The following is an 11,442-nucleotide window of genomic DNA, read 5'->3' as shown; positions in this document are numbered from 1 at the left end:
GGTTCCATCATGAGATGGAATCCGACTCGTTATAAGGATTCGTGGCATTCTCGAACTCCCCCGTGGGGGAATGGATCCAGCGGTGGAAGTATCGCTGATCGTACAGCGCCTTCAGCAGGATCATGAGGATCGGCGATAATATAACGCCCGATACCCCGAAGATCGATAGGGAGATAATCATGAAAGCCAACATCGTGAAAGCCGAAACGCCGAGTGTATCGCCGGTGATTTTGGGCTCTAGAATTTGCCGCGTCAGCACGACGAGCAGCAAGAGCGCGGAAAGCCAGATCGCAAGCGAGAAATTCCCGACAATAAACAAGTAAATGATCCAAGGAATAAATACGGTACTTACTCCGAGCAGCGGCAGCACATCGAAGAAAGCAGCCAGCAGCGAGATGGATAAGGCATTTGGGACTTTAAGCAGCAACAGCGAGACGAAAATGACGATGAACGTGATGCTGATCAGCTTTCCTTGCGCTTTTAAGTAGCCTGCAATGCCAACGAACACATTTTCGCGCAGGAATTTAAAAGCCCGCTTGAACGTGTTAGGCGTTTTCTCTTGGGCGAGCCGCTTCCAATCATTAATTTCCAGGCTGAGAAAATAAGCGAGAATAATCCCAATTGAGAAGTTAATGATAAAGGTGGAGAACGACATTAAGTGACTGCCGAGCCAGCGCAGGAATTGGATGGCGATGTCGCTGCCCCAATCGGTGATGTAACCGATCACTTCTTCGGCCTTGTCTACGACATCGGGCGGCAGGCCCGAGATGCGTTCCTGAAGCTTGCCCGTATTCGATTGAAATTGGTCGACCAGCAGATGCTGGTAGGTCGGAAGCTTGTCCGCGAGTCCCAAGATTTGCGAGGTGACGATATAACCGGCGCCGACGAAAGCGGCCACGATGACCAGCGTAAATACCAGTACGGATATTCCGGAGGCGATCGACTTCTTCATCCCGAGACGGCAAAGCCAACGAGCAGGTGGTTCAATGAATAAATAAATGATAAACGAAAGGAAAATCGGTGTTGCGATGCGGTACATGTAGCTGAATACATACATGATCAGCCAGACTGTGACGACGATCAGCGCGATATCGAATGCGGTGCGCCAATATTTGCGGTAGAAAGAAAGCATATTGCACTCCTTTACAATCTATTATTCTAGTATAGAATACCATTATTTCCTAAAAAAGCGTTGTTTAATGCATCGTTAATTCGCCAGCGCAATGATTACTCTAACATACGTAGCCGATTTCTGCAGGGCTATGGTACAATGGATGGAGTCAATAGTCATTGGGCACATGGCACTCCCTCTTCCATGGACGTACAAGGTTTGAAATTAGAGGTGGTGGGAAAACAAGACATGGAAAACTTCCTGCTGTGGGGCTTTTATTTTTTGACGTTTTATGCGTTTTTGCCCGGTTTGGTCAGCCGTACATTCGGCTTTCGCGTATTCAAACGAGGGCGGGCGGAGCACGAAATCGCGCTGACGTTCGATGATGGACCGGATCCGGTTTATACGCCGCAGCTGCTTGATTTATTAAAGCGTTTCGACGCGAAAGCGACATTCTTCGTCGTCGGCATTCATGCGGAACGGCATCCTGAGATTCTGAAGCGGATGCACGATGAAGGACATGTAATCGGCATTCATAATTACGTGCACAAAACGAACTGGCTCATGCGTCCTCGAACGGTTAAGAAACAGATTCATCGCACGTCGGAAATCATCAGACGGGCAACGGGTACGCGTTCCCTGTATTACCGTCCGCCGTGGGGAATCGTCAACCTGTTCGACTTCTCGAATCTGGGCTATCTCCAGATTATACTATGGTCGGCGTTATTTGGCGATTGGCGCAAACGCGTCGGCACGGAACGTTTGAAGAAGCGGATGATGAAGAAGCTTCGGCCGGGCGAAGTGCTGCTGCTTCATGACTGCGGATCAACGTTCGGAGCGGACCAGGATGCGCCCGCGAACATGCTCGGCGCGTTGGAATATTTCATGGAGGCCGGCCAAGCCAAAGGGTACAAGTTCGTACATATTACGGACATGATCGCCTTAACTGACGGCGGCAAGAAAGCCAAGCCTTCGATCGGATGGACGAAACGGGCCGTCGTCGCCTGCTGGATGGGCTGGGAACGGCTCTTTCATATCGTCTTCCGCGTCAAATCGGTTTCCGAAGCGTGCGTGTTCTATTATCGGGTCATCCCTTATCACGGCAAGACGCTGGAGCTTTCGGACGGCAGGGCGATTAACGATAAGGATCCGGTTGTAGAAATTCATTTCGACAACAAGAAGCTGTCGCAAATGATGATGGAATCCCGATCGATGATGCAGTTGGCCGTTATGCTGATCCGTGAAACGAAGAAGGCGATGCCACTCCTGGCGCGGAAGCTTGAGTCGGACGAAACCGCTCGAGCAGCGAAAGGGATTTACGGCGTAAGCATGATTAACAGAGGCGTGGAGCAATTCGGCTTCGATGTGTTACCGATTCCGAAAGGCCTATTTGATACGTCGACCCGTATTTATCTGAAGCTGTTGCTCCGTGTATTGAATCCGGCAGGGAAACAACGTATTCATGAGCAATCCCATCGCCTGACGCCGAGCATCGTGGCCATGTCGATGGAGACGTTCTGGAATAAAGCTAAAGCCGGAGTCCATTCGCAGCAAGAGCAGGCTGCCGCAAGAAAGAAACGCGCCGAAAGCTTCGATGGCAGTGTCCATCGAGACGGCGGAGACGAGATTACGCATGTTTCATTTGAAAGTTCAAATGCCGCTAGGGAGTTTACTCCCTGAGCGGCATTTGTTTTGTTGCCGCTCGTTGCCGCTCGTTGCCGCTCGTTGCCGCTCGTTGCCGCTGTCAAGCGCTATTCATTTGTATGAATTGGAATTGAATTTCTTCCAAAAACAGGTAATATGAGATTATTCAGTCCTAAATACCGAAGGGATGCTTCATATGTATGTACAGCCAGAATCTAACCCCGGATCGGCGGTCAACAGCAATGTAAGTTGCAATGATTCGGCAGCCTATATTTACGACGGCTTGAGCGAGGATAGTCGCGCTGCGTTCGAAGCTCACTTGGAACAATGCTCGGAGTGCCGGCGATTTATTGCCGACGTACACATGTTCCTTAGCGATTTCTCGCCGTCCGATGCCAACGTAAAGCTGCGACCTGATTGGATCGTAAGAGGTCTCATTACGGTAATTCTACTGCTTGTGCTCGCTACGACAATTGTTATCCTGCGAATGACTTGAAACGAGATGGCTCGAATCAAAAAAACGCCCTGCATGATGGACTTGCAGTGCACCCCTTAGAATAGACATTGGAAAAACCCCTAGGTTAATCCGATGAAATTCTAGGGGGTGCTTTTTTATGGCGATTAAAGGACAAAAATTTCATCATTATCCGGAATCGATTAAGGTTGAGGCTATTCGACTGCATGTTGAGGAACGTTGGAGTTACAGTCGGATTACAGCACATTTGGAAATTCAGGATAAGGATCGAGTGAAGCGTTGGATGAGGAAGTATCGCGAAAAGGGAGTCTCTGCATTCGAGGACAGACGAGGTAACCCACATCGAGATGAAACGAAGCAAGAACGTGAGCTCAAGCGGCTCTACATGGAGGTTGAGGTGCTAAAAAAGTGGTTACAAATCTTGAATCGGGAGGGCTGCAAAGCAAACACATCGTCATCGACGAGTTGAAAAGTAAACGAACTGTCAAGGAATTGTGTGCATATCTGGGGATCAGTCGAAGTGGTTACTACTCCTATCTAAACCGTAAAGACCACGATCCTGATGAAGATCTGAAGAACAAAATCAAAGCCATCTACGAACAGCGCGACAAGACCGTAGGGTACCGCCGCATACAGGATGAGCTATCTCGTCAATATGACCTCATAGTGAACCATAAGAAAGTATTACGCTTGATGCAGGAGCTTGGCATAAAAGCGATTATACGTCGTAAATATGTACATCGAACAAGCTACGAAGCAGCTGTTTCAGATGGCAGAATAGCAGCAAACATGTTACAAAGAAACTTTAAGGCGGATAAACCCAATCAAAAATGGGTAACAGATGTGACGCAATATCGCGTATTCGATGAGAGAATTTACTTATCGGCGATCAAGGATTTGTGGAACAACGAAATCGTCGGATACCACATCAGTCGTCACAATGACAATCCGCTTGTGCTAGAGACGTTTAGGAAGGCGTTTGAAAAACATAAAGACGTGACTGGGCTGATCGTTCACAGCGATCAAGGAAGCCAGTACACGTCCCATGCTTACCACGACATGCTGCCACAGGTTGGCGCCCAAATCAGCATGTCACGCCGAGGCAATTGTTATGACAATGCCTCAATGGAGAGCTTCTTCTCTCATCTGAAAGTAGAAGCACTCTACCCTTATGATATACGATCCATCGATGAGGCACAAAGAAGAATTGAGGAATACATCCGCTTTTACAATGAAGATAGGGCTCAACGAAAACTAAACAAGCTGACTCCGGTCGAATACCGGCGTCAGCTTGTTGCCTAGGGCTTTTTCCAATGTCCACTAAATGGGGTCTTGACCAGACTGATAAACAGTCATACGCAGGGCTTTTATTAAGGTTTCAACCGCGTAACGGTTCGTTAAATTTTCATGACGCCGCCTTGGCTGGCGTTCGTGACCATCGCGGCGTAACGAGCCAGGTAACCGCGCTTGATCTTGAGCTCGAAGCCCGGCCATTCGGCTTTGCGGCGTTCGAGTTCTTCGTCGCTCACTTCGAGCGTCATCGTGCGGTTATTCATGTCGAGCTCGATCATGTCGCCGTCGTGGACGAACGCGATCGGGCCGCCTTCTGCCGCTTCCGGGGATACGTGGCCGATCGAGATGCCGCGGGACGCGCCGGAGAAACGGCCGTCGGTGATGAGACCGACTTTAGTGCCGAGGCCCATGCCGACGATTTGCGACGTAGGGGCGAGCATTTCCGGCATGCCGGGACCGCCTTTTGGCCCTTCGTAACGAATGACGACTACGTGACCTTCTTTGACTTTGCCGTTCGCGATGCCGGACAGCGCTTCTTCCTGGGAGTCGAAGCAGATGGCCGGTCCGCGATGGTAGCCGCCGACGGATTTGTCGACCGCGCCGACTTTGATGATCGAGCCGCGTGGCGCCAAGTTACCGAACATGACGGATAGGCCGCCTTCCTTGGTATGCGGATCGTCGATCGGACGGATAACGGAATGATCGAGGATTTCGCAGCCTGCCACGTTCTCGCGAAGCGTCTTGCCGGATACCGTCATTTCGTCGCCGAACAGCGCGCCGTCTTTCTTCAACAATTCGTTGATGATCGCGCTGACGCCGCCGGCGTTGTGCAGATCCTCGATATGGTGATCGGAAGCCGGCGCCAGTTTGGACAAATAAGGCACCTTCTTCGCGACTTCGTTGATGCGTTCAATAGGGTACTCGATGTCCGCTTCGTGCGCGAGAGCGAGCGTGTGAAGAACCGTGTTCGTCGAGCCGCCCATCGCCATGTCGAGCGCGAACGCGTTGTCGATCGTGTTCTTGGTGACGATGTCGCGCGGTTTGAGGTCTTGCTTGATCAATTCCATCAACTGGCGAGCCGATTTCTTAACGAATTCAACCCGTTCCGGTGCGACCGCTAGGATCGTGCCGTTGCCTGGAAGGGCGAGGCCGAGCACTTCGGACAAACAGTTCATGGAGTTCGCCGTGAACATGCCGGAGCAGGAACCGCAAGTCGGGCAACCATATTGCTCGAGCTCGGTGAGGCTCTGTTCGTCGATCTTGCCGGACATGAAAGCGCCGACGCCTTCGAAGACGGAAGTAAGGGAGATGGCACGGCCATCGCTCGTACGGCCGGCTTTCATCGGACCGCCGCTGACGACGATCGTCGGAATGTTGATGCGAAGGGCAGCCATGAGCATGCCCGGCGTGATTTTATCGCAGTTCGGGATGCAGATCATGCCGTCGAACCAGTGCGCGTTGACGACGGTTTCCACGGAGTCGGCGATGATTTCGCGGCTCGCGAGGGAATAACGCATGCCGATATGGCCCATCGCGATGCCGTCGTCGACGCCGATCGTGTTGAACTCGAACGGAACGCCGCCCGCTTCGCGAATCGCTTCCTTAACGATTTTGCCAAATTCTTGCAAATGGACGTGGCCCGGAACGATATCGATGTACGAGTTGCAGACCGCAATGAACGGTTTGCCGAAATCTTCTTCCTTAACGCCTGCTGCACGCAGCAAACTACGGTGCGGAGCGCGGTCGAAACCTTTGGTGATCATGTCGGAACGCATCTTTTTTGAAGCCATTTCAGTACCTCCCAAATGTATGTCCAATACAAAGTAGTCTATCACATCACACTAGGAATGACCAGCGCAGCGGGGCGTTTAAAGCTCCTCATTGGGTGGGAAAGAACGGGCATTTAAGATAAGAAACCGAGGTTAAATTCGACAAAATGTGACACGAGTTCGTGAGGTATGATTGATATGGTCGAATTACCCTTCATACGATGTTAGTAAATATGACATAAATGATTTACTTGCCTATCGACGACCGTTATAATAGAAGGTGTTAATGTTTCATTTCTCTCATCATGATGCCATCTTTGAAGCGTTGGCATTAAACGGTCATACATAACAATAGGAAGAGGTGCTTCATGCAGCTGACTGAACGCGAGAAAGAAAAACTGCTCATTACGATTGCTGCCGACTTGGCGCGCAGACGTTTGCTCCGCGGCGTGAAGCTGAACTACCCGGAAAGCATCGCACTCATTACCTCCGAGATCTTAGAGGGCGCTCGCGATGGAAAGACTGTCGCGCAGCTAATGGAATATGGCACGACGATATTGAAACGCGATCAACTGATGTCTGGCGTGGCGGAAATGATTCATGAGGTTCAAGTGGAAGCTACTTTCCCGGACGGAACGAAGCTGGTGACGATTCATCATCCCGTACCTTAACGCTCAAGAGGAGGCATTCCATGATACCTGGGCAATACCGTATCGCTTCCGGCGATATTGAATTGAATGCGGGCCGTGAGACGGCGCGGCTCATCGTTGTTAATACGGGCGACCGTCCGGTACAAGTCGGCTCGCATTTCCACTTCTTCGAAGCGAATCGCGCGCTTTCCTTTTCCCGGGAGGCAGCGTTCGGCATGCGGCTTGATATCCCCGCGGGAACGGCCGTCCGGTTCGAGCCAGGCGAAGAGAAGCCCGTTCAGCTTGTTGAACTTGGCGGGCGCAAGCTTTCCTACGGATCAAATGCGTTGACGAACGGACCTGCCTTGCGGGGCGATATGCCGGAAGACGTCCGGACTCGTCTGTCGTTGTGGAAGGGAGTTCGGCCATGAGCAAGATGGACCGCAACAGCTATGCGGCGATGTTCGGACCGACCGCCGGCGATTCCGTTAGGCTTGCGGATACGGAACTATGGGCGCAAATCGAGCATGACTACACGGTGTATGGCGATGAATGCAAATTCGGAGGCGGCAAAGTCATCCGTGACGGCATGGGGCAGTCCAGCGGCGCGCTTCGCAGCGAAGGCGTGCTGGACACCTTGATTACGAATGCAGTGATCATTGATCACTGGGGCATCGTGAAAGCAGACATCGGCATTCGCGACGGCGTTATCGTCGGCATCGGCAAAGCAGGCAATCCCGATATTATGGACGGCGTGATGCCGAACATGATCGTCGGCGCGAGCACGGAAGTCATTGCCGGTGAAGGCAAAATCGTGACTGCCGGCGGCATCGATTCGCATATCCATTATATATGCCCGCAGCAAATCGAAACGGCGCTATCCTCCGGCGTGACGACGATGATCGGCGGCGGTACGGGTCCGGCAACCGGCACGAACGCCACGACATGCACGCCAGGCGCGTGGCATATGCGCCGCATGCTGGAGGCCGCCGAAGCTTTTCCAATGAATATGGGGTTTACGGGTAAAGGCAATGCTTCGTTCGAGGAACCGCTCATCGAGCAAGTGGAAGCGGGGGCGATCGGGCTCAAACTGCACGAGGATTGGGGGACGACACCGGCAGCAATCGATGTCTGTCTGGCTGTGGCGGATCGGTACGATGTACAAGTGGCGATTCATACAGATACGTTGAACGAGGCGGGTTTCCTTGAAGACACGCTGGCGGCGTTCAAAGGACGCACCATCCATACCTATCATACCGAAGGGGCCGGCGGCGGTCATGCGCCGGATATCATTCGTGCAGCAGGCGAGCCGAACGTACTGCCTTCGTCAACGAATCCGACCAGGCCGTTCACGGTGAACACGATCGAAGAACATCTAGATATGCTGATGGTTTGCCATCACTTGGACAGCAGCATTCCAGAGGATGTCGCCTTTGCTGATTCGCGGATCCGCCCGGAAACGATAGCAGCGGAAGATGTTTTGCATGACATGGGCGTGTTCAGCATGATCAGCTCCGATTCCCAGGCGATGGGACGCGTCGGCGAAGTCGTTATCCGTACCTGGCAAACCGCTGACAAAATGAAGAAGCAGCGCGGGCCGCTAGCACCGGATACGTCCGTGGAGGCAGACAACTTCCGCATCAAACGTTACATTGCGAAATATACAATCAACCCTGCGATTACACATGGCATCTCGCATTTGGTCGGTTCGATCGAACGGGGTAAAGTCGCGGATTTGGCTGTCTGGAGCCCGATGTTCTTCGGCGTTAAGCCGGATTTGGTGCTGAAAGGCGGGATGATCGCCTATGCACAAATGGGGGATCCAAACGCATCAATTCCGACGCCGCAGCCGGTTTTCGGCCGGATGATGTTCGGCGGGTTTGGCAAGGCTGTCGCGAGTACCTCCATTACGTTCGTTTCCCAAGCAGCCTATGACCGTGGAATCGCGCAGGAACTGGGGCTTGCGAAACGGATCGAGCCTGTTCGCGGATGCCGCAGCGTTACGAAGAAGGATATGATCCATAACGACGCTACGCCTGTCATCGAAGTGAATCCCGAAACGTACGAAGTGAAAGTCGACGGAGTCCCGGCAACCTGCGAACCGGCTGAAGTGCTGCCGATGGCGCAGCGGTACTTCTTGTTTTGAGCGAAGAGGTGGGGGATGTAATGAGGGATGACGCGGGAGCGTCGAACACGGGAATCGTTCCCTGGCTTGCCTTACAGCAGTTGCTGGACTCAGCGCTCCCGATCGGAGGCTTCTCGCATTCCTTTGGTCTGGAAACGCTAGTTCAGGAAGGTGCGCTCAGGACGAGCCGAGAGCTTGAGGCTTACGTTTCGGCGATGCTGATGCAGAGCTGGGCTACGGCGGATGTTATGGTTGTCAAAGCCGTTTACCGCGACGTGCCGATCGGGGCGTGGAACTCGCTATGGCAGGTAGAGAGATTCGTGCATTTGCAGCGCGCGGCCATGGAAACCCGAAGCGGCGTTGAGAAAATGGGGCGTCGGCTTCTGCAGCTGCTTGCAGCCGTATATCCACAGTTGGACTGGAGGCCGCTGACCAAAGGATTGCGGGAAGGAGATTGTCTGGCTACGCACCCGCTTGTTTTTGGATACGCATGCTGCTCCCTCGGGATATCGCTGGAACAAGCGGTACAGGGATATTTGTATGGCTGCATCGTCACTTGCATTAACAGTGCGCTGCGGCTGATGCCGATCGGGCAGACGGAAGGTCAGAGCGTCATTGCCCGGTTGACGCCGCGTGCGGCTATTGCATGGCATATGGTTGAGTCGCTACAGCCCGAGGATGCCCATACGAATATGCCGCTTAGCGAAATTGCGATGATCCGCCACGAACAATTGTATTCGCGATTATTTATGTCCTAGTTCTTTGTTATGGGACACTGCATGGCATGCAATGCGATATACGAGATACGACGCAATCCCGACTTTATTGAGGAGGAATGTATTATGTGTCAAGGACAAGGTCATCATCACCGCGAATGGGAACAGCCGACGTTGGATCGTTCCAGACCGATCCGTATCGGCATCGGAGGTCCCGTAGGGTCAGGCAAGACCGCGCTCGTCGAACGCTTGGCCGGTGCGCTGAACGAGAAATACAGCATCGCCGTCATAACGAACGATATTTATACGAAAGAAGACGCGCGCATTCTGGCGGCAACCGGCGTACTGCCGGAAGAACGCATCATCGGCGTTGAGACGGGAGGCTGCCCGCATACGGCGATCCGGGAGGACGCGTCGATGAATTTTGAGGCGGTTGAAGAATTGACGAGCCGTTTCGAAGGTTTGGACTTGATCTTCATAGAAAGCGGCGGCGATAATCTGGCGGCAGCCTTCAGCCCTGAGCTGGTGGATCGGTTCATTTATATCATCGACGTGGCGCAAGGGGAGAAGATCCCTCGCAAAGGCGGCCCCGGCATCATGCGTTCCGATTTATTGATCGTGAACAAAATCGATTTGGCTCCTCATGTCGGCGCGAGCTTACAGGTCATGGAAGAGGACACGAAACGGATGCGCGGCGACCGTCCTTACGTATTCTCGAACTTGTATGGCGGCGTTAACGTGGACCGGATCGTTGCTTGGCTGGAACATGAACTTGCCCATGCGCACGGAATTGCCCATCATCATGACCACGAGCACGGCCATCCAAATGATGAAGCCCATCACCGTCTCGCGTAGCGCGCTTCGCATATCGACACTGCGGGCCTCCTTTCAGAAGCGGGATAACGGTACGGTTCTGACAGCCAAATATCATACGGCGCCGATCAAAATAGCAAAAGCTTTTCCGCTCGGCGGCGGGCAGCTCGGCGTCATCGTGATGGACGTTTCACCGGGACTTCTTGCCGGCGACCGCTATGAGTTTCAATGGCAAGTGGAAGAAGACGCGCATGTCTATTTGACGAATCAGTCGTTTACGAAAGTGCATCCATCAAGCGAGAACGGTGAAGGTGCGTCTATGAGCCAGTGGTTTGAGCTTGGGCATGGGGCTGTCGTAGAATCGATGCCGGAACCCCTCATGCTTTATCGAGACTCCGCATTCTTCAGCGAATCGGAAGTACGGTTGTCGCCGGAAGCCGTATGGATGGGGGCGGAAGTGGTTTGTCCGGGGAGAACGTTGCGAGGCGAGCTGTTCGCTTACCGTGAGTTTCGGAATAAATTGAATGTGTATTATCAGGACCAGTTGATCTATGCGCAGAATCAGTGGATTCAGCCATCGCTGCAGCAGCTATCGGCCCCGGGGTGTATGTCCGACATGACGCATACCGGCTTATTCTATGCATTCTCCGATCGAATCGGCGCACGTGAAGCGGAAATCGTTCGCGAAGCGTTGGTGGCTTGTCCGGAGCGGGAAGGACAGGCGGTTACATGGGGCGTTTCGCTGACGTATAAGCATGGTCTGTCTGTAATGGCAGCCGGCAAAGCGGCTTGGGTGCTGCAAGAGCGATTGGCGGCGGCTTGGTCGGCGCTTCGACTGCATCTGCTGCAGCTGGAGCCGTTGAAGCT

12 protein-coding genes (1 of these 12 cut by a window edge) are annotated in these 11,442 nt (G+C 52.9%); 10 read left to right on the top strand and 2 right to left on the bottom strand.

Annotation, left to right across the window (positions count from 1 at the left end; genetic code table 11):
- Positions 1-7: 7 nt before the first annotated feature.
- Positions 8-1,132 carry an AI-2E family transporter gene (locus tag GZH47_RS06770; protein ID WP_162639383.1) on the bottom strand — a complete coding sequence of 375 codons (1,125 nt, stop codon included), beginning with the start codon at positions 1,130-1,132 and terminating at the stop codon, positions 8-10.
- Between the two features lie 228 nt (positions 1,133-1,360).
- Between GZH47_RS06770 and GZH47_RS06765 the strand changes: the two genes are divergently transcribed.
- The 4 genes from GZH47_RS06765 (at position 1,361) to GZH47_RS06750 (ending at position 4,532) form a co-directional block, all read left to right on the top strand.
- On the top strand, positions 1,361-2,791 hold the full coding sequence (locus tag GZH47_RS06765; RefSeq protein WP_162639381.1) for a polysaccharide deacetylase family protein: 1,431 nt from the start codon (positions 1,361-1,363) through the stop codon (positions 2,789-2,791).
- A 151-nt stretch (positions 2,792-2,942) separates the two neighbouring features.
- Positions 2,943-3,251 (top strand): zf-HC2 domain-containing protein, encoded by a 309-nt coding sequence (locus GZH47_RS34590; protein ID WP_404823764.1) that lies wholly within the window; start codon positions 2,943-2,945, stop codon positions 3,249-3,251.
- 118 nt (positions 3,252-3,369) lie between these two features.
- Positions 3,370-3,699 carry a helix-turn-helix domain-containing protein gene (locus tag GZH47_RS06755; RefSeq protein WP_162638436.1) on the top strand — a complete coding sequence of 110 codons (330 nt, stop codon included), beginning with the start codon at positions 3,370-3,372 and terminating at the stop codon, positions 3,697-3,699.
- Positions 3,639-4,532 (top strand): IS3 family transposase, encoded by an 894-nt coding sequence (locus tag GZH47_RS06750; protein WP_162638437.1) that lies wholly within the window; start codon positions 3,639-3,641, stop codon positions 4,530-4,532. The genes GZH47_RS06755 and GZH47_RS06750 overlap by 61 nt, the downstream gene beginning before the upstream one ends.
- 95 nt (positions 4,533-4,627) lie before the next feature.
- Here the strand turns inward: GZH47_RS06750 and ilvD are convergent, their stop codons facing one another.
- Positions 4,628-6,313: a dihydroxy-acid dehydratase gene (gene ilvD, locus GZH47_RS06745; protein WP_162356238.1), complete on the bottom strand. Its 1,686-nt coding sequence runs from the start codon at positions 6,311-6,313 to the stop codon at positions 4,628-4,630.
- Between the two features lie 347 nt (positions 6,314-6,660).
- On the opposite strand from ilvD, the gene GZH47_RS06740 reads away from it, so the two are divergent.
- The 6 genes from GZH47_RS06740 to GZH47_RS06715 all read left to right on the top strand — a co-directional run.
- Positions 6,661-6,963, top strand: coding sequence for an urease subunit gamma (locus GZH47_RS06740; protein WP_162639377.1), 303 nt, complete (start codon positions 6,661-6,663; stop codon positions 6,961-6,963).
- A gap of 20 nt (positions 6,964-6,983) precedes the next feature.
- Entirely contained in the window at positions 6,984-7,352 is a 369-nt protein-coding gene (gene ureB, locus GZH47_RS06735) for an urease subunit beta (RefSeq protein WP_162639375.1), read from the top strand.
- A complete protein-coding gene (gene ureC / locus GZH47_RS06730; protein ID WP_162639373.1) occupies positions 7,349-9,067 on the top strand; it encodes an urease subunit alpha in 1,719 nt (572 codons plus the stop codon). Before ureB ends, ureC begins: the two co-directional genes overlap by 4 nt.
- A 20-nt stretch (positions 9,068-9,087) precedes the next feature.
- On the top strand, positions 9,088-9,804 hold the full coding sequence (locus GZH47_RS06725) for an urease accessory protein UreF (protein WP_162639371.1): 717 nt from the start codon (positions 9,088-9,090) through the stop codon (positions 9,802-9,804).
- Between the two features lie 84 nt (positions 9,805-9,888).
- On the top strand, positions 9,889-10,617 hold the full coding sequence (gene ureG / locus GZH47_RS06720) for an urease accessory protein UreG (protein WP_162639369.1): 729 nt from the start codon (positions 9,889-9,891) through the stop codon (positions 10,615-10,617).
- A protein-coding gene (locus GZH47_RS06715) for an urease accessory protein UreD (RefSeq protein WP_225446386.1) crosses the window boundary here: on the top strand, positions 10,565-11,442 show its 5' portion. 10 nt of this gene lie beyond the right edge of the window; the window shows 878 of its 888 coding nt (coding positions 1-878); it begins with the start codon at positions 10,565-10,567; its stop codon lies off the right edge, out of view. Before ureG ends, GZH47_RS06715 begins: the two co-directional genes overlap by 53 nt.

This window comes from Paenibacillus rhizovicinus, assembly GCF_010365285.1.
GTDB lineage: Bacteria > Bacillota > Bacilli > Paenibacillales > Paenibacillaceae > Paenibacillus_Z > Paenibacillus_Z rhizovicinus.
Note: the sequence above shows the minus strand (reverse complement) of the source record. Positions and strands in the feature narration are given on the sequence as shown.

Bases quoted from the DNA above. Each gene is read 5' to 3' on its own strand.
- GZH47_RS06770 (WP_162639383.1), bottom strand. From the start codon at position 1,132: ATGCTTTCTTTCTACCGCAAATATTGGCGCACCGCATTCGATATCGCG.
- GZH47_RS06765 (WP_162639381.1), top strand. From the start codon at position 1,361: ATGGAAAACTTCCTGCTGTGGGGCTTTTATTTTTTGACGTTTTATGCG.
- GZH47_RS34590 (WP_404823764.1), top strand. From the start codon at position 2,943: ATGCTTCATATGTATGTACAGCCAGAATCTAACCCCGGATCGGCGGTC.
- GZH47_RS06755 (WP_162638436.1), top strand. From the start codon at position 3,370: ATGGCGATTAAAGGACAAAAATTTCATCATTATCCGGAATCGATTAAG.
- ilvD (WP_162356238.1), bottom strand. From the start codon at position 6,313: ATGGCTTCAAAAAAGATGCGTTCCGACATGATCACCAAAGGTTTCGAC.
- GZH47_RS06740 (WP_162639377.1), top strand. From the start codon at position 6,661: ATGCAGCTGACTGAACGCGAGAAAGAAAAACTGCTCATTACGATTGCT.
- ureB (WP_162639375.1), top strand. From the start codon at position 6,984: ATGATACCTGGGCAATACCGTATCGCTTCCGGCGATATTGAATTGAAT.
- ureC (WP_162639373.1), top strand. From the start codon at position 7,349: ATGAGCAAGATGGACCGCAACAGCTATGCGGCGATGTTCGGACCGACC.
- GZH47_RS06725 (WP_162639371.1), top strand. From the start codon at position 9,088: ATGAGGGATGACGCGGGAGCGTCGAACACGGGAATCGTTCCCTGGCTT.
- ureG (WP_162639369.1), top strand. From the start codon at position 9,889: ATGTGTCAAGGACAAGGTCATCATCACCGCGAATGGGAACAGCCGACG.